At 60.6% G+C, this 22,903-nt stretch carries 20 protein-coding genes; 8 read left to right on the top strand and 12 right to left on the bottom strand.

Annotated features, from left to right (window positions below):
• Positions 1-55: 55 nt before the first annotated feature.
• The 3 genes from AD665_RS11685 to AD665_RS11675 are packed head-to-tail and all read left to right on the top strand — an operon-like array spanning position 56 to position 2,957.
• Complete coding sequence (locus AD665_RS11685; protein WP_053192163.1) at positions 56-604, top strand: TRAP transporter small permease; 549 nt, start codon at positions 56-58, stop codon at positions 602-604.
• Positions 601-1,881: a TRAP transporter large permease subunit gene (locus AD665_RS11680; protein ID WP_024779654.1), complete on the top strand. Its 1,281-nt coding sequence runs from the start codon at positions 601-603 to the stop codon at positions 1,879-1,881. Before AD665_RS11685 ends, AD665_RS11680 begins: the two co-directional genes overlap by 4 nt.
• 56 nt (positions 1,882-1,937) lie before the next feature.
• A complete protein-coding gene (locus AD665_RS11675) occupies positions 1,938-2,957 on the top strand; it encodes a TRAP transporter substrate-binding protein (RefSeq protein ID WP_053192162.1) in 1,020 nt (339 codons plus the stop codon).
• A 180-nt stretch (positions 2,958-3,137) separates the two neighbouring features.
• On the opposite strand, the gene AD665_RS11670 is transcribed toward AD665_RS11675, so the two are convergent.
• The 4 genes from AD665_RS11670 to AD665_RS11655 form a co-directional block, all read right to left on the bottom strand.
• Positions 3,138-3,929 carry a transporter substrate-binding domain-containing protein gene (locus AD665_RS11670; protein WP_024779652.1) on the bottom strand — a complete coding sequence of 264 codons (792 nt, stop codon included), beginning with the start codon at positions 3,927-3,929 and terminating at the stop codon, positions 3,138-3,140.
• Positions 3,930-4,022: 93 nt separating this feature from the next.
• Positions 4,023-4,673, bottom strand: coding sequence for a TetR/AcrR family transcriptional regulator (locus AD665_RS11665; protein WP_053192489.1), 651 nt, complete (start codon positions 4,671-4,673; stop codon positions 4,023-4,025).
• A gap of 92 nt (positions 4,674-4,765) precedes the next feature.
• On the bottom strand, positions 4,766-5,398 hold the full coding sequence (locus tag AD665_RS11660) for a response regulator (protein WP_053192161.1): 633 nt from the start codon (positions 5,396-5,398) through the stop codon (positions 4,766-4,768).
• Between the two features lie 31 nt (positions 5,399-5,429).
• Positions 5,430-6,791 carry a cache domain-containing protein gene (locus AD665_RS11655; RefSeq protein WP_024779649.1) on the bottom strand — a complete coding sequence of 454 codons (1,362 nt, stop codon included), beginning with the start codon at positions 6,789-6,791 and terminating at the stop codon, positions 5,430-5,432.
• Positions 6,792-7,089: 298 nt separating this feature from the next.
• On the opposite strand from AD665_RS11655, the gene AD665_RS11650 reads away from it, so the two are divergent.
• The 3 genes from AD665_RS11650 (at position 7,090) to yjiA (ending at position 10,619) form a co-directional block, all read left to right on the top strand.
• Entirely contained in the window at positions 7,090-9,150 is a 2,061-nt protein-coding gene (locus AD665_RS11650) for a carbon starvation CstA family protein (RefSeq protein ID WP_053192160.1), read from the top strand.
• A gap of 16 nt (positions 9,151-9,166) precedes the next feature.
• A complete protein-coding gene (locus AD665_RS11645; protein ID WP_003201656.1) occupies positions 9,167-9,364 on the top strand; it encodes a YbdD/YjiX family protein in 198 nt (65 codons plus the stop codon).
• Positions 9,365-9,650: 286 nt separating this feature from the next.
• Positions 9,651-10,619: a GTPase gene (gene yjiA, locus AD665_RS11640; RefSeq protein ID WP_024780751.1), complete on the top strand. Its 969-nt coding sequence runs from the start codon at positions 9,651-9,653 to the stop codon at positions 10,617-10,619.
• Here the strand turns inward: yjiA and AD665_RS11635 are convergent.
• The 4 genes from AD665_RS11635 to AD665_RS11620 form a co-directional block, all read right to left on the bottom strand.
• Complete coding sequence (locus AD665_RS11635) at positions 10,611-11,324, bottom strand: GntR family transcriptional regulator (RefSeq protein WP_053192159.1); 714 nt, start codon at positions 11,322-11,324, stop codon at positions 10,611-10,613. The genes yjiA and AD665_RS11635 overlap by 9 nt on opposite strands.
• Before the next feature lie 22 nt (positions 11,325-11,346).
• Positions 11,347-12,048, bottom strand: a complete 702-nt coding sequence (locus tag AD665_RS11630) for a FadR/GntR family transcriptional regulator (protein WP_053192158.1) — start codon at positions 12,046-12,048, stop codon at positions 11,347-11,349.
• Between the two features lie 60 nt (positions 12,049-12,108).
• Positions 12,109-13,422, bottom strand: a complete 1,314-nt coding sequence (locus tag AD665_RS11625) for a C4-dicarboxylate transporter DctA (protein ID WP_024780754.1) — start codon at positions 13,420-13,422, stop codon at positions 12,109-12,111.
• Between the two features lie 269 nt (positions 13,423-13,691).
• Positions 13,692-14,216 carry a hypothetical protein gene (locus AD665_RS11620; protein ID WP_053192156.1) on the bottom strand — a complete coding sequence of 175 codons (525 nt, stop codon included), beginning with the start codon at positions 14,214-14,216 and terminating at the stop codon, positions 13,692-13,694.
• Between the two features lie 38 nt (positions 14,217-14,254).
• Here AD665_RS11620 and AD665_RS28005 point away from each other — a divergent pair, with 38 nt between their 5' ends.
• Positions 14,255-14,389: a hypothetical protein gene (locus AD665_RS28005; RefSeq protein ID WP_257785114.1), complete on the top strand. Its 135-nt coding sequence runs from the start codon at positions 14,255-14,257 to the stop codon at positions 14,387-14,389.
• 63 nt (positions 14,390-14,452) lie between these two features.
• Here the strand turns inward: AD665_RS28005 and glyA are convergent, their stop codons facing one another.
• Both glyA and AD665_RS11610 read right to left on the bottom strand, forming a co-directional pair.
• Positions 14,453-15,706 (bottom strand): serine hydroxymethyltransferase, encoded by a 1,254-nt coding sequence (glyA, locus tag AD665_RS11615; protein WP_024780756.1) that lies wholly within the window; start codon positions 15,704-15,706, stop codon positions 14,453-14,455.
• A gap of 209 nt (positions 15,707-15,915) precedes the next feature.
• Positions 15,916-19,764: a sensor domain-containing protein gene (locus AD665_RS11610; protein ID WP_024780757.1), complete on the bottom strand. Its 3,849-nt coding sequence runs from the start codon at positions 19,762-19,764 to the stop codon at positions 15,916-15,918.
• A 272-nt stretch (positions 19,765-20,036) separates the two neighbouring features.
• On the opposite strand from AD665_RS11610, the gene ettA reads away from it, so the two are divergent.
• Positions 20,037-21,701 carry an energy-dependent translational throttle protein EttA gene (gene ettA, locus AD665_RS11605; RefSeq protein ID WP_053192154.1) on the top strand — a complete coding sequence of 555 codons (1,665 nt, stop codon included), beginning with the start codon at positions 20,037-20,039 and terminating at the stop codon, positions 21,699-21,701.
• A 174-nt stretch (positions 21,702-21,875) separates the two neighbouring features.
• Here the strand turns inward: ettA and AD665_RS11600 are convergent, their stop codons facing one another.
• Positions 21,876-22,367, bottom strand: coding sequence for a GreA/GreB family elongation factor (locus AD665_RS11600; RefSeq protein WP_053192152.1), 492 nt, complete (start codon positions 22,365-22,367; stop codon positions 21,876-21,878).
• A gap of 70 nt (positions 22,368-22,437) precedes the next feature.
• Positions 22,438-22,791, bottom strand: a complete 354-nt coding sequence (locus AD665_RS11595) for a hypothetical protein (RefSeq protein WP_033035037.1) — start codon at positions 22,789-22,791, stop codon at positions 22,438-22,440.
• Positions 22,792-22,903: the final 112 nt, after the last annotated feature.

The raw sequence follows: 22,903 nt of genomic DNA, 5'->3' as shown, positions 1-22,903 counted from the left end.
GCGGTCCCATTGCGCCGCCTGTGCCGGTGCTCGACAAGCCTGAGAGGTCTTCAAGATGACCAAAGTCGTCGATCTGTATTTCAAGTTGCTGAAGCTGCTGATTGTGTTGTGCATGGTTGCGATGATCGTGTTGGTGTTCGGTAATGTGGTGCTGCGTTATGCCTTCAATTCCGGCATCAGCGTCTCCGAGGAGCTGTCGCGCTGGTTCTTCGTCTGGATGATTTTTCTCGCAGCCTTGGTGGCGCTCAAGGACCGTGCGCACCTGGGCATGGACAGCTTGATCAAGCGCCTGCCGTCTTCGCTCCGGCGCGCCTGCCTGGTTATCGGGCATTTGCTGATGCTGTACATCTGCTGGTTGATCTTCATCGGCAGTTGGCAGCAGGTGGTGATCAACCTGCACGTGGTCGCACCGGCATCCGGCTTGTCGATGGCGGTGTTCTACGCTGCCGGCCTGGTGTTCGGCGCCAGCGCCGCCTTCATCTTGCTCTATGAGCTCTACCTGGCTTTGTTTGGCAAGCACGGCGATGCCGAGTGGGGCATGGCTCAGGACCACGACGCCGTCGAGGCGATGGCGCATAACCCGCTCAAGAGTAATCGCCCATGACACTGGTTATTTTTCTCGGGTCTTTGATCGGCAGCATGGCGCTGGGCATTCCCATTGCGTTTGCCTTGCTGGTGGTCAGCGTGGCGCTGATGTTTTACCTGGATCTGTTCGATGCGCAAATCATCGCCCAGAACCTGCTCAACGGCGCAGACAGCTTCCCGCTGATGGCCGTGCCGTTCTTCATGCTGGCCGGCGAGGTCATGAATGCCGGCGGCTTGTCCAGGCGCATAGTCAACATTGCCATGGCGTTGGTGGGACACAAGCGCGGCGGTCTCGGCTACGTGGCGATCATCGCGTCCTGCCTGCTGGCGTCGCTCTCCGGCTCTGCCGTGGCCGATGCGGCAGCACTGGCGGCGTTGCTGGTGCCGATGATGGTCCTGGCCGGGCATAATCGGGGACGTTCCGCCGGCCTGATCGCCGCCGGTGGCATCATTGCACCGGTCATCCCGCCGAGTATCGGTTTTATTGTGTTTGGCGTGGCATCCGGGGTGTCGATATCCAAGTTGTTCCTGGCCGGTATAGTGCCCGGGCTCATGCTTGGGGCTTCGCTGGCCCTGGCCTGGTGGTACATCTCGCGCAGCGAGCATGTCGAGACGCCGCCGAAGCGTTCCCGTGCCGAAGTGCTGCGTACATTGCTCGACGGCAGCTGGGCGATGGGCCTGCCGCTGATCATCGTCCTGGGGCTCAAATTCGGCATCTTCACCCCCACTGAAGCTGCCGTGGTCGCTGCGGTCTATTCGCTGTTCGTGTCCTTGGTCATCTACCGGGAGATGAAAGTCAGCCAACTGTATGAAGTCATCCTGTCCTCGGCCAAGACTACCTCGGTGGTGATGTTGCTGGTGGCGGCTGCCATGGTTTCATCCTGGCTGGTGACCATCGCTGATCTCCCGGGCCAGTTGGCGGAATGGCTGGCACCGTTCATGGACAACCCGACCCTGCTGTTGGTGGTGATGATGGTGCTGATCGTCATGGTGGGGACGGTGATGGACATGACCCCGACCATTCTGATCCTGACCCCGGTATTGATGCCTGCTGTCATCCAGGCGGGTATCGACCCGGTCTACTTCGGCGTGCTGTTTCTGATCAACACCGCCATCGGCCTGATCACGCCGCCAGTGGGAACAGTGCTCAATGTGGTTTGCGGGGTGGCAAAGCTGGACTTCGAAGAAGTTGTCCGCGGCGTATGGCCGTTTCTGCTTGCGCAACTTGTGGTGCTGTCCCTGCTGGTGCTGTTCCCGCAATTGGTCCTTGGGCCATTGAAATTCTTCACCGGATAACAAGGGTGTAAGCCTTTGGTAGCTCGACTTTAAAACAATAATGATTGGAGAGTGAAATGCATAAACTGATGAAAACCCTGGTGGCCGGGGCGTGTGCAACGGGGCTGTTGCTGGGCAGTGTGGCGAGCCACGCGGACGAGATCCGCGAACGCACCCTGCGATTCGCATTCCAGAACGTCAAGGAGCATCCACAGGGCCAGGGTGCACAGAAATTTGCCGACCTGCTCAGCGAAAAGAGTGGCGGCAAGATCAAGGTCCGTCTGTTCCCCGGCGGGACATTGGGCGGCGACGTGCAGACGGTCTCGGCCCTGCAGGGCGGCACGCTGGACATCACCGTGCTCAACTCCGGAATTCTGGCGGCCCAGGCACCAGATTTTGCCATGCTCGATTTTCCTTTCCTGTTCAACAACGCCGACGAAGCCCATGCGGTGATTGATGGCCCGGTCGGCCAGAAGCTGGCGGCGCAGTTGGACAGCAAAGGGCTGGTGGGCCTGGGTTACTGGGACCTCGGGTTTCGTAACCTGACCAATAGCAAGCACCCGGTGACCCGGCTTGAAGACATGCAGGGCCTGAAGATTCGTGTCATCCAGTCTCCGATCTACCTGGAAACCTTTTCCGCGCTGGGGGCTAATCCCGTGCCAATGGCATTTCCAGAGGTCTACACCGGTCTCGAGCAGCACACCATCGATGGCCAGGAGAACCCTTTCACGGTGATCGAAGGCAACAAGTTCTACGAGGTGCAGAAGTACCTTTCGGTAACGGGCCATATTTTCAACCCGCAGTCGTTGATCATCAGCCAGAAAACCTGGAGTCGCCTCAACGACGATGAAAAGGCGATGATTCGCGAGGCCGCCACCGAGGCGCAGAAATTCCAGCGGGAAGTCACTGCAGCAAGCATGGACAAGGCCAAGGCGACGCTGGCCGGTGCGATGAGCGTCAACGAAATCACCCCCGCCGAGAAGGATCGCTTCCGCGAACGGGTGCAGCCGGTGATCGATAAGTTCGCCAAGTCCCTGGATGCCAACCTGGTGAAGATGATGTACGACGAGATCGCCAAGGTACGGGCGGCGCAGTGAGTTGACACGCCGCCATCAAGAGCGGTGAGTTCGGGATAGCGCAACTTTCTGCGGTCATCCTCGACTATTGTGGGAGCGAGCCTGCTCGCGATGGCGTCGGCACTGTCGACCTTGCTGTAACCGACGCACCTCCATCACGAACAGGCTCGCCGCCATAAAGGCCAGCAGCCACATCAAGCCTCACTGAGCGTCGGGAACGGCCAGCCATTGCCCAATGACCTTCTGGTAGCTGCCGTTCGCCTTGCTCAGGTGCAACCACTGGTCAACATACATTTTCCAGGTGGAATCATCCCGAGGCAGCAGGTACGCCTTCTCGCCGTATTGCAAGTAGCGGCTCGGGTTTACGGCGCACAGGCCGGGCTTGAGCTTTTGCTGATAAAGCGCTTCAGACGCATCGGTAATCATGACGTCGGCTTTCTTGTCCAGCAGCTCCTGGAAGATGGTCACGTTGTCGTGAAAGCTCAGTTGGCCCTTGGGCACGAAGGCGCGGACGAAGGCTTCGTTGGTACCACCGGCCGGCTCCACCAGGCGCACCGAAGGCTGGTTGATCTGCTCGAGGGTCTGGTAGCGCGACTGATCTTCGCAACGGACCAGCGGGATCTTGCCATCCACGTCCAGGGTGTTGCTGAAGTAGGCTTTCTTCTGGCGCTCTAGTGTCACCGAGATCCCGCCCATGCCGATATCGCATTTGTCCGCGATCATATCCGGCATCAGGGTTTTCCAGGTGGTCTGCACCCATTGCACCTTGACGCCAAGGCTTGCGGCCAGGGAGCGCGCCATGTCTGTGTCGATGCCTTCGTATTCGCCGCTTTCATTTTTGTAGGTGTAGGGCTTGTAGTCGCCGGTGGTGCACACCTTCAATTCACCACGTTGCAGGACCTGGTCCAGATGCGAAGGCGCCGTCTCGGCCTGGGCGCCGCAGGACAGTGCCAGCAGGCCGCAGAATGTCATTGTGCTTGTTATATTTTTCATAGGGCACACGTCTCGCAAGGGAAGGGGACAGGACGCAGCAGTGTAGTAAAAGTGTTTGCAGGCTGTCACGGGCATGTCGGCAACACTGGCTACTTACCCTGTTGTCGCGTCGGGCCGTTGCTGGAGGTTTGCGAGGTAGGCGCAGAACATCTCGGCCATGGCGCGGGCATAACTCTCAATCTCTTCAGGCGAGCGCGGTGCGGTGGAAAATTGCTTTCCTACCTTGCTGAGTGTCGTGATCATCAGGTCGCCCGCCAGGCTTCGAGTCTGTGCAGAGGCGGCTGGCAGTACTTGCAGCATGAAGGCATCGACCGACTGCTGGACCGACAGCCGCGCCGCCCGGGCCTCGGGCGTATCGCGGTAGAGCGGTGCAGCGTCGTTGAGGGCGCCACGCATCTGGGCCTCGTCGCATTCGGACCGGATGAACGCCCTTACAAGAATATGCAGCCGCTCGAAAGGCGGCTTCACCTGATCGTCAAGAATCCCGCGCAGCATGTCGCTGGTTTGCCGCCACTCATCACTTTGAAGGCGGAACAGGATAGCCGCCTTGTTCGGGAAGTATTGATACATAGACCCGACGCTGACACCGGCTCGCTCGGCCACGCGGGCCATGGTAAAGCGCGAGGCGCCCTGGGTCGCCAAAACCTGAGCAGCGGCCTCCAGGATGGCCGCAACGAGTTCGGTGGAACGCACCTGCTTAGGCTGCTTGCGCGATGAAATCTGTGGGCTTGGGCGTTCGGACATGAAGGCATGCACCTTGGAAGTGAGTGCGAATAGAAAAGGCGGCTGATTATTCGTACCTTGGATGCGACGCATCAATCACATTTCAAAGGCCCCTAGCGGGCAATGATTCCATGGTCGATCGCGTACTTCGCCAGGGCCGCGGGTTTGTCGATGTTGAGCTTGCGGCGGATGCTCAGGCGGTGGGTTTCGACGGTGCGCACGCTGATGTCCAGCTCCCGGGCCATCTCCTTGTTGTTCAGCCCCTGGACCATTTTGAGCAGCACCTGGCGCTCACGGGGTGTCAGCTCGTCATCGGTGCTGGCGGCAGTGGCAAGCCGCTGGGCGATCTCTGCGCTGTAGAAGGTACCACCGCTGATGATGGCCTCGATCGCGGCGATGATCTCCCGCGAAGGCGCATTCTTGAGAACGTAGCCGCTGGCGCCGGAACGCACCGACTCGCTCACATATTCATGATTGTCATACATGCTCAGGACCAGGATCTTGAGGTTGGGGTATTGTTTACCCAGCAGCCGGGTCAATTCGAGCCCGTTCATGTCTTTTAGGCCGATGTCCATCAGCAGCAGGTCCGGCTGGCAGCGCCCGACCATCTCGATTGCCTGCGCACCGTTCTCGGCCTCGCCCACCACGTCCAGTTGGGGCATGACGGACAGCAAGGCCCGGATGCCATCGCGCACCAGGGAGTGATCGTCAACCAGTGCGACGCGGATTGCAGGGGGCAGGGTCATCGGTAAAGGCTCTCGGTATAAGGGGGACGCATCAGCTTTCTGTGGCCGACAGGTCCATGGGGAGCAGGACGTCCAATTCGCTTCGACCGGGCGTCGAGGTCAGCTCCAGTCGTCCGCCGAAATGCTCGACCCGTTCGCGAATGTTTCGCAGGCCGATGCCGGCATGGCCACGTTCGACCTGCGGGACGTTGAACCCCATTCCGTCATCCACCACCGTCAGGCGCAAGGATTGAGCGGAGCCAAACAAAGTGATGGCGACTCGTTTCGCCCCGGCGTGGCGTTCGATATTGGTCAGCGCTTCCTGGGCAATGCGGAACAGCGAGACCGGGGCGCCATTTTCCAGCCGGCAATCGAACTCATTGCTTCTGTAGGACACCTCGAGCCCGCTGCGTTGTTCGAATTCGGCCGCGAGCTGGCCGATGGCGGCGGGCAGGCCCAGGGTGTCCAGCAGGGAAGAGCGCAGGTCGTGGGAAATGTTGCGGATTTCACCGATGGCTTCCCCTAGCCGATCCGTTGCGTTCTTCAGGATGCCCAGGCCATTTTCCTGGCCGTTTTCGAGCACATGACTGGCCAGCTCGAACTGGAATTTTATCGACACCAGCAACTGGCTGATGCCGTCGTGGAGCTCGCGGGACACCCGCGAGCGCTCCTCCTCCTGCAAGCTGACAATGCGCTGGTTCAGCCGCTGCAGTTTCTTGTCGGCAAGGCGGTGTTCGCTCACGTTGAGGGTCATGCCGCCGGCGAAGACCAGCAGGACCGCCACCAGTGCAATGGCAGCGATGGCCTGCATGGTGGTGTGGATACCATGGGCGACTTCAGCGCGTGCCTGCTGGGTGGCGCGCTCGACATCTTCGAGGTAGATCCCGGTGCCGAGCATCCAGCCCCATCGATCCAGCATCACCACGTAAGCCAGCTTTTCGGTCACCTGGCCGGAGGATGGTTTGTTCCAGGCATAGCGCTGGAAACCCTCGCCGGTTTCGGCGCTTTTGATCAATGCCTGGATGACGGGCAGGCCATGGGGGTCCTTCATGTCCCAGAGGTATTTGCCCACCAATTCCGATTGACGCGCATGCATCAGGCTGCGGCCCTGGCGATCATAGACGAAGAAGTAACCGTTGATGCCGAAGCTGAGTTTGCGCAGCTCTTCGAGCACCTGCTGCTGTGCGTGTTCGTCCCCGAGGCCGCCGTTGTACAACGGAGCGATCAGGCTCTGCGCCATCTCGACATAGTTTTTCAGCTCGGCGCGCTTGCTGGCCAGGATACTGTCTTCAATCAGTTGCGCCTGCTGATCGCCCAGTTGGCGGTTGAGCGAGATCACCAGGGCGCAGATGACAGCAATCGCCAGGACCAGGGGCAAGATCCCGAGGGCGACGATTTTGTGTTTGAGCAGCATCTGGACTCCTGTCAGGGCCTGACGGGGGTAGGTGGATGGTCGGCATAATATGCCAAACATCGTACCGGATTGGAGATAAAACCTGGGGAGCAAGCTTTGCGCTCCCACAGGTTTGCACCGTTTGATCCTTAACTGGCATTAGGGCAAGCCTTGCTCCCACAGGGGCAGTTGCGCGTCTACGTAGTACTACGGATTTATTTATTGACGATGTACAGGGATATTGGGCCCGCTCCGAATAGCCGGGGCACACTATAAAAACAATCGCCGCAGTCCACTGGACCTCGGCAGGAGACACGCAATGACAACCCGTCTGGTTAAACACCTCGCCTGGTTTGCCGTGGCTGTTCTGGGAGCCTGTGCGTTGAGTGTCGTGGCCTTGCGCCGCGGCGAACCCATCAACGCCCTCTGGATCGTCGTCGCAGCCGTGGCCATCTACCTGGTCGCCTACCGCTACTACAGCCTCTTCATCGCCAACAACGTGATGCAACTCGATGCGCGCCGGGCCACGCCTGCCGTGCTCAACAACGATGGCCTGGACTTCGTTCCGACCAACAAGCATATCCTCTTCGGTCACCACTTCGCCGCCATTGCCGGCGCAGGGCCATTGGTCGGGCCGGTGCTGGCGGCGCAGATGGGCTACCTGCCCGGCACGCTCTGGCTGATCGCCGGCGTGGTGCTGGCGGGGGCCGTGCAGGACTTCATGATCCTGTTCCTGTCCACCCGCCGCAACGGGCGCTCCCTGGGTGACATGGTCCGTGAGGAAATGGGCCGCATCCCCGGCACCATCGCGCTGTTCGGCTGCTTCCTGATCATGATCATCATCCTCGCGGTGCTGGCGCTGATCGTGGTCAAGGCCCTGGCCGAGAGCCCGTGGGGGATCTTCACGGTGATGGCGACCATTCCGATCGCGATGTTCATGGGCATCTACATGCGCTATATCCGCCCGGGCCGCATCGGTGAAATCTCGCTCATTGGCGTGCTGTTGCTGCTGGGTTCGATCTGGCTGGGCGGGCAGGTCGCTGCCGATCCAGTCTGGGCCAAGGCCTTCAGCTTTACCGGGATCCAGATCACCTGGATGCTGATCGGCTATGGTTTCGTCGCGGCGGTGCTGCCGGTGTGGCTGATCCTGGCCCCGCGGGACTACCTGTCGACCTTCCTCAAGATCGGCACCATCGTCGCCCTGGCGATCGGCATCCTGATCACCATGCCCGAGCTGAAAATGCCGGCGCTGACCCAGTTCACCAACGGCATGGGCCCGGTGTGGAAGGGCGGGCTGTTCCCGTTCCTGTTCATCACCATCGCCTGCGGCGCGGTCTCGGGTTTCCACGCGCTGATCTCCTCGGGCACCACGCCCAAGCTGCTGGACAATGAAACCAACGCCCGCTACATCGGCTACGGCGGCATGCTGATGGAGTCCTTCGTGGCGATCATGGCGATGGTTGCCGCGTCGGTGATCGAACCGGGCGTGTATTTCGCCATGAACAGCCCGGCGGCGGTGGTCGGCGGTGACGTCGTGGCCGTGGCCCAGACCATCAGCGGCTGGGGCTTTGCCGTCACTCCGGACGCGCTGCAGGCGGTGGCCCGGGACATTGGCGAAACCACCGTCCTGGCCCGTGCCGGCGGTGCGCCGACCCTGGCGGTCGGTATCGCGCAGATCCTGCATTCGGTGCTGCCGGGTGAGGACACCATGGCGTTCTGGTACCACTTCGCGATCCTGTTCGAAGCGCTGTTCATCCTCACGGCGGTAGACGCCGGCACCCGTGCCGGGCGGTTCATGCTGCAGGACCTGTTGGGCTCGTTCGTGCCCTCGCTCAAGCGCACCGAATCCTGGACCGCCAACCTGATCGCCACCGCCGGTTGCGTGGCGCTGTGGGGCTACCTGCTGTACCAGGGCGTGATCGATCCGCTGGGCGGCATCAACACCTTGTGGCCGCTGTTCGGCATCTCCAACCAGATGCTGGCCGGTATTGCCCTGATGCTCGGCACCGTGGTGCTGATCAAGATGAAGCGCCAGCGCTACATCTGGGTCACGCTGCTACCGGCGGCCTGGCTGCTGATCTGCACCACCACGGCGGGCCTGATCAAGCTGTTCGACGCCAATCCGGCGATCGGCTTCCTGGCCCTGGCGCGCAAATACAACGATGCCCTGGCGGCAGGGCAGATCCTGGCCCCGGCCAAGAGCATCGAGCAGATGCAGCATGTGGTGTTCAACGCCTACACCAACGCCACGCTGACAACGCTGTTCCTGTTCGTGGTGCTCAGTATCCTGTTCTACGCGATCAAGGTCGGTGTTGCCGCCTGGGGGACGAAAGAGCGCACGGATAAAGAAGCACCATTCCAGGCCCTGCCGGACGCCTGACGCGAGGATTGCAACAATGTTCAATGACTTGAGTCGCCTCGGTAAATACCTCGGTCAGGCCGCCCGCCTGATGGTCGGCATGCCCGACTACGACAACTACGTCGAGCACATGCAAACCAAGCACCCGGACAAACCGCTGATGGACTACGAGGCGTTCTTCCGCGAACGCCAGGAGGCCCGTTACGGTGGCAAGGGTGGACCGAAGTGCTGCTGACCTGGCGGCCCTGAGGTAATCCCCCTGTGTGGAAGCCTGTGGGAGCAAGGCTTGCCCGCGACAGCATCGCCTCGGTATCACTGTAGACCGAGGCGCCAGCATCGCGGGCAAGCCTTGCTCCCACAGTTGTTTCTGGGCGGGCTCAGGGTGTGTGTTCGCCAGCGATCCCTTGTGGGAGCGAGCCTGCTCGCGATGGCGTACTATCAGCCGACATCGATAGTGACTGCCCCACCGCTATCACGAGCAAGCGCGCTTCCACAAAAATTCTGCATCAAGGAGATTCTGTTTGTCCGCTCCCATTCCTGTGACGATCCTCAGCGGTTTCCTCGGTGCCGGCAAGACCACGTTGTTGCGTCATCTGCTCAAGGCCGAGCACGGCCTGAAAATAGCCGTGATCGAGAACGAATTCAGTGATGCGGGCATCGACACGCAACTGCTGGGCGACGAGCCGGTGCAGGTCATGACCCTGGCCAATGGCTGCGTGTGCTGCACCATTCACACCGACCTGACCAAAGCCCTGTACTTGCTGCTCGAACGGCTGGACAGTGGATCGATCGCCTTCGATCGCCTGGTGATCGAGTGCACCGGTCTGGCCGATCCGGCCCCGGTAGCCCAGACTTTTTTCATCGATGAGGAACTGCGCGAGCGCTACATTCTCGACGGCATCCTGACCCTGGTGGACGCTGCCCACGCCGAGGTTCACCTGACCCAGACGATTGCCCAGGCCCAGGTCGGATTTGCCGATCGCCTTTTGGTGAGCAAGACCGACCTGGTGGACGCAGCCCAGGTCGAGGCACTTGGCGAGCGCTTGACCCGCATCAACCGGCGGGCGCCCATCCGGATCGTGGAACATGGCCAGATCGACCTGGCTGAACTGCTTGATATCCGCGGCTTCAATCTCAATGCCGACCTGGGCGCGGGGTTCAGCCTGCGTCCGGTCGTCAAGGCCGCCACGGGCGACCGCATCAGCAGCCTTGTGCTGCGTACCGACAAGCCGCTGGATATCGACAAGCTCAGCGAGTTCATGAACCAGTTGCTGGAAGATCATGGCAAGCAGCTGCTGCGCTACAAGGGCGTGCTGAACATCGCCGGCGAACCTCGGCGATTGGTGTTCCAGGGGGTGCTCAAGTTGTATGGCTTCGATTGGGACACCGAATGGGCCCCAGATGAGGCCCGGGAAAGTGTGATCGTGTTCATCGCCGACGAGCTGCCCGAGGAGAAAATCCGCTCTGGATTCGAGGCTGTTTTAGTTTGACGTGCGCGTACCTGTGGCCATCAGCAGCCTCTGTTCAAGATGGTCCAGGTGCTCATCCATCAGGCGTACGGCTTCATCCCTGCTGCCGTTTTCCACTGCGTCCACGATCGCCAGATGCTCCTGACAGGCGCAATGCCGGCGGGACTTGATCTCGTGCCGGGCCAGGGCCAGCGAGGTCAAGGGCACCAGGCTGCCAAGAAACTGCGCCAACGGTGCGTTGCCGGCCATGGAGGCTAGGTGCAGGTGAAACTCGCCGGAAAGGCGTATCGCCGGGCCACGCTCGCCGCGTTCCAGGCACTGTTGCTCCCTCGCCACCAGCTCCCGCAGATGTTGCAAGTCCTTCGGTTGCGGTGCCTTGCAGGCCAGGCGCACCAGCGTCTTTTCGGTGAGCCGGCGAGCGTGCAGGATCTGCCGGGTCTGCTCCAGGTCCGGTGCCGCGACTTGCGGCCGATGATTGGGGCGCAGGATCACCACTTGTTGGTGGGACAGGCGCGCCAGTACACGACGAATGATGCTGCGGCTGACGCCGAACACATCCCCGAGGCCTTCCTCGGTGAAACGGCTGGCGGGAGCAATGCGTTGTTCAAGGATGGCGTCGAAGATCCGCGGATAGATATCGTCCACCGACGGCTTGCCGACCGCGCCGGGCAGTGGAAGCGCGGCAAGCACATTGCGTTGATGTTGATGGGACATGACGTTGTTCATGACGGTCTCCGCAAGGCGTGGCTCAAGTACCGAGGTTGTCGTCCGGGATATTCAGTTCAATGCCCATGCGCTGGCCTTCCCTGAGGATATGCCGGCGCATTTCCGCGCTGGCCTGGGCGCTGTTCTTGCCACGAATGGCGCGCACCACGGCTTCGTTCTCTTCCAGCCGTTCAGCCAGATGTTCGGGCGAGTTGCGTAACACATCGGCGCTTTGCTTGAGGGCATTGCTGGTCTGTTGCACCACGCTGTGAAAGATCGGGTTGGATGTCAGGGCAAACAGTTCTTCGTGGAACGCGATGTAGGCGCTGGCGCAGGCATCGTTGTCATTGGCTTCCAGAGCCTCGCGCATGTCCATGAGGGTCAGGCGCAACTGTCCGACTTCCTTGTTGCTGATGGACTGGGCTACCAGGCCGACGATGAAGGGTTCCAGGGTGTATCGCAGTTGCAGCACGTCTTCCAGGCTCGCACCGGCTACCGCATTGCTTTCATGGATATCACTGGCGCTGGCTTCCAACACCACCACGCCTTTACCCGGCATCGAGCGCACAAGGCCGAGGGTTTCCAGCACGATGACCGCTTCGCGCAGGCTTGGCCGGCTGATGCCCAGCTGTTCGGCCAGCTCCCGCTGGCCGGGCAGCATGTCGCCCGAGCGCCACTGGCCCCGGGCCAGGGCGGCGCGCAGTTTCTCCACCACGGAGTTGACGACGGTTGATGAACTGATCACACGGTGCTCCTTCAAAAATCAATCAGGCGATGCCGGCTCGGGGGCAGGCATCGCAGCTTTTCAGAACTGCTGCTGATGGGCGCTACCCGCCGGTTTTCTCGGTTGGAAGGTATAGCCCTGTTGGCCGGACAGTACCTTGCGCGCACGGGGGACATCGATGTCTTTTTCCCATCGGCCGATCGCCACCGTGGCCACGCAGTTGCCGATCAGATTGGTCAGGGCGCGACCGATGCCCATGAACCAGTCGACCGCCAGCACCAGTACCAGGCCGACCACCGGAATCGCCGGGATCGCCGTCAGCGTGGCGGCCAGGATCACCAATGCCGAGCCGGGGATCCCATGGGCCCCCTTGGACGTGATCAGCGACACCAGGAGGATGGTCAGCAGGTCGGTCAGGGCCAGGGGGGTACCGGTGGCGTTGGCGATAAAGACGATAGCCAGGGTCAGGTAGATCGAGAAACCATCCAGGTTGAACGAGTAACCCGTCGGGATGACCAGCCCCACGGTGGAACTGCCGATCCCGAGGTGTTCGAGCTTGCGCATGACTTGGGGCAGCACGGCGTCGGAAGAGGCTGTGCCGAGCACGATGAGCAGTTCTTCACGCAGGTATTTGAGGAACGGCAACATCGGCAGGCCCGACGCCCGCATCACCAGGCCCAGGACCAGGGCAACGAAGGCGGTGCAGGTCAGGTAGAACAGGCCGACCAGGCTGCCCAGGTGTTGCAGCGAGTCCAGCCCATACTTGCTGGTGGTGAAGGCAATGGCACCGAAGACGCCGATGGGAGCCAGGCGCACGACCATGCCCATGATGCGGAAGATCACGTGGCTGAGTTCGTTGATCAACCGGGAGATGCCGGAGGCTGCGTCCCCCACCAGGTTCAGCGCACTACCGAACAGTACCGAGAACAGCAGCACTTGCAGGATGTTGTTATCCGCGAAGGCACCGAGCACCGAGGTCGGAATGAGGTTCATCAGGAACTGCGTGGTGGTTACCATGTGATGGCCGCGTTGGGCGATTTCACCTGCGTCCGCGCTGGCAAACTGCTCCAGGTGGATGTTCGCGCCACTGCCGATGCCGGTGCTGAAGGCCAGAACCAGACCGATCACCAGGGCGATGGTGGTCAGCACTTCAAAATAGATGACTGACTTGAGGCCGATGCGCCCGACCTTCTTGAGGTCGCCGGCGCCGGAAATGCCACTGACCACCACGCAGAACACGATCAGGCCGATGAGCATCTTGATCAGCTTGATGAAGCCGTCGCCGAGAGGTTTGAGCTCAGCGGAATATTCGGGAAGGGTAAGTCCGCAGACGATGCCGAGCACCAATCCGAGAACAACTTGAAGGAAGATCGAACGCGAGCACCATCTGAGCATGGGAAGGATTCCTGGTTCGGTGTCCGTTCCGGCGTGGATAGCCGGAGTAGGGACTTCATTATTGTGGTCTTACCGGTTTGTCCAGTTCAGGCGCAGTCTAGGCGCGATTTTTGGGGGTTGGCAAGGTAATTTTCGAGATTTGGCTTTACCGGTCTTACCAGTTGAGGCAAAGCCCTTGTGCTTGAGCCTTTTGTCCCGCAAAAAAAATTGGCCTGGTGGCGAGAATGATTACCCTCGTCACCAGGCCACGCAGATGATGGCGTTCCTGTTCAAATGAGACTAAGGATGAACGTCAACCTGGATCGCTCGTCAGTTTCTGCCAGATAAACATAAGGTGAACCACGCATTCGTAGTCCTCCTACATATTTATTGTGCTTCGTTTTAAGCGACAGCGGCGAGTGTCTGGTTGTGATGTTTTCCAGCGTAATCGTTCTGTTTTGGTGGTCTACCAGCGTAAAGACGGACGGCGTATCCGTGTCTTTTACGCCTAATACCTCAAACCAGCTTCTGCCGATAAATCTGTTGTGGTGCTCACCCTGGTTTTTTATCGACAGGGTGTAGCCGCCAGCAGTGTGGCGAAAGTGCAATTTCAATGGAGGAAGGGGAACGTCCTGGCTCTTGGTATGTATACCCAGCAAGCTCGAGTGATCATAAGTATGTGCTTTTCCGCTGAAAAAGCCTCCGCTGAATGCGGTAATGGTCGCCAGTGCCGGTTTCCCATGCAATGTTCCAAGCAAGTTGATATTCCTGTCTGGCAGGCTGATAGCAGCGGTAAAAGATAATTTACTGTCCATGTAGTGATCTCATCCTTTATTAGGTGTTACGGATTGCCATGAGTGATGAAATCAATGTTAGGGAGTTCTGGGTGTTTTGTGTGGCGGGGGGTATTTCAAAGAATGAAGTGTCGGCTGGAAGTTTGTTGGCGGGATCGGCAATGGCTGGTTTGTTGAGCGTGTCTGTATTTTGACGACACAAATAAAAAGGCCCACATCTTTCGATGTGGGCCTTTTGCTCTAACTGAACGGGCTGATCAGGCGCCGTACACCGGCAGCTTCTTGCAGATTGCCTTGACCTTCTCGCGAACGGCGTCGATCACCGCTTCGTTGTTCAGGTCAGCCAGGATGTCGCAGATCCAGCCGGCCAGTTCCTTGCACTCGGCTTCCTTGAAGCCACGAGTGGTCACGGCCGGGGTGCCGAAGCGCAGGCCGGAGGTGACGAACGGGGAACGTGGGTCGTTTGGCACCGAGTTCTTGTTCACGGTGATGAACGCTTTGCCCAGCGCCGCGTCGGCGTCTTTGCCGGAGATGTCCTGCTTGATCAGCGACAACAGGAACAGGTGGTTCTCGGTACCGCCGGACACCACGTCGAAGCCACGTTCGATGAACACGCCGGCCATGGCCTTGGCGTTTTTCACGACCTGCTGCTGGTAAGCCTTGAACTCAGGTTGCAAGGCTTCCTTGAAGCAGATTGCCTTGGCGGCGATGACGTGCTCCAGCGGGCCGCCCTGGGCGCCCGGGAACACGGCGGAGTTCAGCTTCTTCTCGATGTCGGCGTTGGCGCGAGCCAGGATCAGGCCGCCACGAGGGCCGCGCAGGGTCTTGTGGGTGGTGGTGGTGACCACATCGGCGAATGGTACCGGGTTCGGGTAGACGCCAGCGGCGACCAGGCCGGCGACGTGGGCCATGTCCACGAACAGGTAGGCACCGACCTTGTCGGCGATGGCGCGGAAACGCGGGAAGTCGAGGACCTGGGAGTAGGCGGAGAAACCGGCCACGATCATTTTCGGCTTGTGCTCCAGGGCCAGGCGCTCGACTTCGTCGTAGTCGATCAGGCCATTGCCGTCGATGCCGTACTGGATGGCGTTGTACAGCTTGCCGGAGGACGAAACGCTGGCACCGTGGGTCAAGTGACCGCCGTGGGCCAGGCTCATGCCCAGGATGGTATCGCCAGCCGACAGCAGCGCCAGGTAGACGGCGGCGTTGGCCTGGGAACCGGCGTGGGGCTGGACGTTGGCGTAATCGGCGCCGAACAGTTCCTTGGCGCGGTCAATGGCCAGTTGCTCGACCACGTCGACGTATTCGCAACCACCGTAGTAGCGCTTGCCCGGGTAGCCTTCGGCGTACTTGTTGGTCAGTACCGAGCCTTGAGCTTCCATCACCGCAGGGCTGGTGTAGTTTTCCGAAGCGATCAGCTCAATGTGCTCTTCCTGGCGCTGAGCTTCTTGCTCCATGGCGGCAAAGAGATCGGCGTCGTACTTGGCAATAGTCAAATCACGGCTGAACATGGCGGTCCTCAAGGATCGGGGGCAGAAAAGGGAGGCATTCTACCCCAACCGGTTTTGGAAGGCATATGAAAGGACATCATGTCGCGGACGAATGGGATTCACCCAGAACCGGCGGCCTCATCGCGAGCAGGCTCGCTCCCACATTGCAAAGCGTTTCCCCGTGGGAGCGAGCCTGCTCGCGATGAGGCCCGCCCAGGCGCCATAGGGCCTCAATCGAGCATGAACAGCGCATCATTGCTGAACTGCGCTTCGAACCGGTGGGCAGGCATCGGGCGACCGAACAGGTAGCCCTGGACTTCATCGCAGCCGTGCTCGCGCAGGAAGTCGAGTTGCTCGTGGGTCTCGACGCCTTCGGCGATCACCGCCAGGTTGAGACTGTGGGCCATGGCGATGATCGCCCGGGCGATCTGCGCGTCCTGTTCGCCGGACGGCAGGCCGTCGACGAAGGTGCGGTCGATCTTCAGCACGTCGATGGGGAACTGCTTGAGGTAGTTGAGTGATGAATAACCGGTGCCGAAGTCATCCACGGCGATGCTCAGGCCCAGGTTCTTCAAACCGGCCAGGATCTGCATCGCCTCACTGACTTCGCGCATCAGGATACTTTCCGTCAACTCCAGCTCCAGACAGGCCGGTGACAGGCCGGTGCTGCGCAGGATATTGGCAATTCGCGTGCCCAACTGGCCATCGGAGAACTGCCGGGCCGAGATGTTGACCGAGACTTTCGGTACCCGGACCTTGGCCTGGTGCCAGGTCTTGAGCTGCCGGCAGGCTTCATCAATGACCCAGTCACCGACGTCCACCACCAGGCCCAGTTCTTCGAGCACCGGGATGAAGTCACCCGGCGGCACCAGCCCACGTCGCGGATGACGCCAGCGCAGCAGGGCCTCGGCGCCAGTCAAGCGTTTGCCGTCGCCGCTGAACTGCGGTTGGTAATACAGGACGAACTCGTTCTGCTCGAGGGCGTGGCGCAGGTCGCTTTCCAATTCCAGTCGTTCCAGGGCGCTGGCGTTCATATCGGCCTGATAGAACTGAAAGTTGTTCTTGCCGCGCTCTTTGGCGTGATACATCGCCGTATCGGCGTTTTTCATCAATTGGCTCAGCTCATTGCCGTCCTGGGGGCTCAAGGCGATGCCAATACTGGCCGTGACGAAGAACTCCCGGCCTTCAAGCACGAATGGCCGGACCAGGCTGGCGAGAATTTGCTCGGCTACGGCGATGGCCCGGTTCAGCGCCATTTCCCGGCTGGAGCGCGGCTCCAGCAGCAGTGTGAACTCGTCGCCGCCCATGCGCGCGACGGTGTCGTCGTCTGTGACGCAGCCAAGCAGCCGTGTCGCCATGTCCTTGAGCATTCGGTCGCCGGCGGCGTGCCCCAGGGAGTCATTGATCGGTTTGAACCGGTCCAGGTCGAGGAACATCAGCACGACCCAGTTTTTCTGCCGCTCTGCCGATTGCAGCGCAGTATGCAGGCGATCCTGGAACAGGGTGCGGTTGGGCAGATGGGTGAGGGCGTCATAATAGGCCAGGCGATGGATGCGCTGTTCACTGGCCTTGCGTTCGCTGATATCGCTGAAAAAGCATACGTAGCTGGCCAGGTCGCCTTCATCATCCAGCACCGCGGTGATGCCGACCCAGGCCGGATAATGTTCGCCGTTGCGGCGCTTGAGCCAGACCTCGCCTTCCCAGGAACTGTGTTGTTGCAACTGCTTGAGTACGTAGCGCAGATGGGCTTCCTGCTGCTCGTCGACGGTCAGCATGTTCGGCAACTGGTCCAGCACCTGGGACACCGCATAGCCACTGACGCGGCTGAAGGCTTCGTTGGCCTGGACAATGTAACCGGCCGGATCGGTGATCAGAATCGCCGAGGTCGAATGTTCGAATACCGTGGCGGCCATGCGCAGGTCTTTTTCGGCGCGCCGTTGCTGGCTGATGTCGCGGCCGACGCCAAGCACGCCTTCGAATCCGCCGGAATCATCCCAGACCAGCACCAGGCGCAATTCGATGGGAATCTTGCGTCCGTCGGCACGCAGGCAGTCGAACAGGAACAGCTGGGTCTGCATCTGATTGCGCAGTTCGGCCAACTGCCCTGGCTTGTCGAGGGCTTTGCTGACCCTGTCCATCAACGTATAGATGCCAGTCAGTTGCTGCGGATTGGCGATGGTCGACTGCCAACCGTTCTGGAAGATCCAGTCAGCGTTGTAGCCCAGTACCGCTTGCACCGACGGGCTGACGTAGTTGAGCGAAAGCTTGCTGTCAGTGGAGAAAATCACGTCGCTGATGCTTTCGGCCAGCATCCGGTAGCGCTGTTCGCTGTCACGCAGCGACTCGCTGGCCTCGATCTGTTCGGTGACATCCTTCGCTACGCCGATGATCCGCGTCACCTGGTCGTGCCGGTCCCGGGCCAGGGCCTGTTCACGGATGTCGAAACGTCGCCATTTGCCGTCGCGATGACGAAAGCGCAGTTGGCATTGCAGCAGATGCGCATACCCGCTCTGCCGTTGTTCATGGCGCAGTGTGTGGTAGTGGTCGGCGTCGTCGCTGTGCAGCAGGATTTCCCAGAAGTACTCACCCATCTGATGCAGTTCGGTGCGGTCGTACCCCAGGGTCTGGCCCAGGTGGTGGTTGCTGAAGATCATCCGTTGGCTGATGACGTCTTGCACGTAGAGATGATCCGGCACGGTGCGCACCACGTCGGACCAGAAACCTTCGCGCTCGAGCAGCGAGAGCTCGATCAACTTGCGGCTGGTGATGTCGTTGATGCTCAGGATGACGGCGTTGTAGTCGTCCTGTTTTTCCGGCAGGCGCAGTACCAGCCAGAGATGCTGGTCACGGCCGTGGGCGTCCTGAAGCTTGATCTCCAGTTCCAGTTGCTTGTGCTGGTCAAGCAGGGTTTCGAGCAGGCGCGGACCGACAGGATTGTTGTCCTGCGGGCCCTTGCCCACCAGCAACTGCCAGGCCTGTTCACAGGAGTCGACGTTGAGCAACCGCAACGCCATCTGGTTGACTTCGGTGATGCGCACTTCCTGTTGCAGTTGCTCAAGCTGGTGCGGGGCTTTCATCCACGCCCGCAGTTGATCGCCATTGTGCAGGCCGGCCCGAGCAAAGAATGACTTGAGGCTCGACAGGTCGAGTACACACAGGGCCACGCCGGTGCCTTCGAAAATGTCCTGGTAACGTCGACGGCCTTCGTGCAGTTGCCGCTGGCGCCGTCGCATGTTCAGCAGTGCGATCACCGGCAGCATCGAAAACGCCAGGCCCAGCAGGCACTTGCCGATGAAGGCCGGCAGCAGTTGTTCGAGTACCTGGCGACGATCAAACAGCCCTCGCAGTTGCCAGTCGCTGCTGCTCAGGGGCACGGTCAGCACGGTGTTTTCCAGGTCGTCCGTCGACAGGCGCGAGGGGGGGATCGACGGCAGACTCTCGTCACGGCTGACGATTTGCTGGTTGAGACGGTTTTCCACCAGCCACAGCGGGCGCAACCCCGTATCGACCTGTTTGATCAGCGTGGAGAAGAAGCTTGGGGTCAGGCGCAGGGCCCAGTAACCGCGGGTGTTGCCAGTGGACTGGTGCAACAGTAGATGCACCACGGAGCCGTCGTCGGCGTTACTGAAGTAGTGTGCCTGGTCACGACTGCGCTGCACCAGCTCGCGGAGGTAGCCGGCATCGTCGCTGTCCGGGGCGGTGTCGCTGAGCACCATGCCGGACGGGCTCAGCAATACCAGGCTGCGTAGCTGTGGCAGCGACTGTTGGAGTTTGTGCAACAGCGCCTGCTGTTCGTCGGCTGTCTGCGGTTGTTCGACGATCGGTAGCAGGTTGAGGGCGATCTGCGCGTTCAGGGCCATGTTCAGGCTCACTTGCGCGGCCAGGTCGGCGGTGTAGTCGATGGTGTATTGGCGCTGTTGCTGCTGGGTGACGCGCAGTTGATCGAGCAACTGCCAGAACAGCAATCCCAGCAACAGCAATGCCAGCGTGGCCAGCGCGCCCTTCAATGTCCCGCGCAGGGGCGAGCCGGGCACAGTATCTGGCTCGCGTGGGGACAGGGGCGGCGTGACGTTGGACAAGCTGTAATCCTGCGGTTTGCTGGACTGGCGCGACACGCACTATAAGCCGGACGCCCGAAGGGCGGCTAGCATGCCTTGCATTGTGGCAAAGTGCCAGTCCCTGGTGGCTGGACCTTGACGGACGGTTGAGGTAGCTTTGCCGGTCAAACAAGAGCGTTCCAGCTCCAGATCCCCAGGCTTTATCTGCCCCGCTGGCATTGATGACCGTCAACTGCCGGCGCCGTGCATGGCCTGGTTCGTTCTTTTCACCTGTCACAGACGCTAGGTTCACCATGGCTCAATACGTCTTCACCATGCATCGGCTGAGCAAAGTTGTTCCGCCGAAGCGGGAAATCCTGAAAAACATTTCGCTCTCCTTCTTTCCCGGCGCCAAGATCGGTGTGCTGGGTCTCAACGGTTCGGGTAAATCCACGCTGCTGAAGATCATGGCCGGCGTCGATACCGAGTTCGACGGCGAAGCCCGTCCGATGCCGGACCTGAACATCGGCTACCTGCCTCAGGAGCCTCAACTGGACCCGACCAAGACCGTGCGTGAAGTGGTCGAGGAAGCGGTCAGCGTGATCAAGGACGCCCAGGCGCGCCTGGACGAGGTCTATGCCGCCTACGCTGACCCGGATGCCGACTTCGACAAGCTGGCCGCCGAACAGGCCAAGCTCGAAGCGATCCTGCAGGCCAGCGATGGCCATAACCTGGAGCGCCAGTTGGAAGTCGCCGCCGATGCGCTGCGTCTGCCGGCCTGGGAAGCGAAGGTCGAACACCTGTCCGGCGGTGAAAAGCGTCGTGTGGCCCTGTGCCGCCTGTTGCTGTCCGCTCCGGACATGTTGCTGCTCGACGAACCGACCAACCACCTGGACGCCGATTCCGTCGCCTGGCTCGAACACTTCCTGCACGATTTCCCGGGCACCGTGGTGGCGATTACCCACGACCGTTACTTCCTGGACAACGTCGCCGGCTGGATCCTTGAACTCGACCGCGGCGCGGGCATCCCGTACGAGGGCAACTACTCGGGCTGGCTGGAAGCCAAGTCCGATCGTCTGGCTCAGGAATCCAAACAGCAGTCGGCCCATGAAAAGGCCATGAAGGAAGAACTGGAGTGGGTGCGCAAAGGCGCCAAGGCCCGCCAGTCCAAATCCAAGGCCCGCCTGCAACGCTTCGAGGAAATGCAGTCCCAGGAATTCCAGAAGCGCAGCGAAACCAACGAGATCTACATCCCGGCCGGTCCGCGTCTGGGTGACAAGGTCATCGAGTTCAAGAATGTCACCAAGGGCTACGGTGATCGCGTGTTGATCGACAACCTGTCGTTCTCCATGCCCAAGGGTGCCATCGTCGGTGTGATCGGTGGTAACGGCGCGGGTAAATCCACGTTGTTCCGCATGCTGATGGGCAAGGAAACGCCGGATTCGGGCAGCATCGAAGTCGGTGAAACCGTGCAGTTGGCGTGCGTCGACCAGAGCCGCGAAGACCTGGACGGCAGCAAGACGGTGTTCCAGCAGATCTCCGACGGTTCCGACCAGATCCGCATCGGCAACTACGAGATCCCATCGCGCACCTACGTGGGTCGCTTCAACTTCAAGGGCGGCGACCAGCAGAAGTTCGTCAAGGACCTGTCCGGTGGTGAGCGCGGTCGCCTTCACCTGGCGTTGACCTTGAAGGAGGGTGGCAACGTCCTGCTGCTCGACGAACCGTCCAACGACCTCGACGTCGAAACCCTGCGTTCCCTGGAAGAGGCCCTGCTGGACTTCCCGGGCGCCGCCATTGTGATCTCCCACGATCGGTGGTTCCTTGACCGCGTGGCGACCCACATCCTGGCGTACGAAGACGACTCCCAGGCGGTGTTCTTCGAAGGTAACTACACCGAGTACGAAGCCGACCGCAAGAAACGCCTCGGCGAAGCCGCGGCCCAGCCACATCGGGTACGGCACAAGAAGCTGGCCTGATTCCATCTGCCGGTAAGCCACAAAACCTGTGGGAGCGAGCTCTGCTCGCGATAGCGTAGGTTCAATCAACATTCATGTTGCCTGACCCACCGCCATCGCGAGCAGGGCTCGCTCCCACAGTGGTTTCTTGGCAGGGCACCCATTGTGTGCTGGCTGGCGATAAGGCCAGCAGAATCACCCCGGCTCTATCGCCACCACCTCAATTGCCATATCCCCCACCGGCCGCTTCCAGACCACCTCATCCCCAACCTTGCTCCCCAGCAACGCCCGCCCCAGCGGCGAGCCCCAGTTGATCAGCCCGCTGGCTGCATCGGCCTGGTCTTCGCCCACCAATTGCACACGCTGCTCGTGGTCATGCTCATCGGCAAAAGTCACCCAATGTCCAATCCGCACCTGATCCGCTGAGGTCGTCGTAACGACCTGTGCGCTTTGCAGGCGCTGACTGAAATAGCGCAGATCCCGTTCCAGGTCCGCGATGCGCTGTTTGTCCGCCAGGTCTTTGCGAGCAGCCTGCTCGCTGTGCAGCGCCTGTAGCTCGGCGACCCGGGCCTGTAACTGGACGAACCCGGCGGGCGTGACGTAGTTGGGTTGCGCGCTGACCTGGCGTTCGACCGGTTGATCGGCCTGGGCTGCGGCGCTGTCTTCGTTGACGAAAGCACGACTCATGCTGTTCTCCTCTATTGGAGTTTGGGCCATGGTCGCAGGCTTTTGGTTTCGACGGATGTCCATACGCGACTCACTGCGAGCGATAGGCCCGGGCGGCGTCGCGATCCTTTTCCTGTTGCCAGGCGCGTTCGCGCTCATCCCAGTGACGGTTGCGGTAGGCGTCTCGGTCTTCACTCTCACGCATGGCCTGACATTGCCGGAAACCGTCGCTCCAGCCTTCGGCGTAGCGTGGATCCTTGAGGTAGCGCGGGACGTCTTTCCGGAACTGGCCGGTGATCGCGCCCGCAGCTTGCCGGCCGCTGCTGCAACCGTCGTCGAAGCCGTCGGCGAATGCGGGTGGATATCCCCTCGCAATCAAGTCTTCGTGGGTGCTCTCACAGCCACCTAGCAACATCAATACACCCAGCACTACCGCGCACCTCATCTCGACTCCCAGCCCTTTAACGGATCTATAAGGGAAGTGTAGAAGTACCGTTGTCGACGGGCAGTGAAAGAATGATCAAAAAGCTCTGGCATCGTTGCCAATGACTGCGGGT

The sequence above is a fragment of the Pseudomonas corrugata genome, assembly GCF_001269905.1.
GTDB classification, from domain to species: domain Bacteria; phylum Pseudomonadota; class Gammaproteobacteria; order Pseudomonadales; family Pseudomonadaceae; genus Aquipseudomonas; species Aquipseudomonas corrugata.
This window is presented reverse-complemented; position numbering and strand designations above follow the sequence as displayed.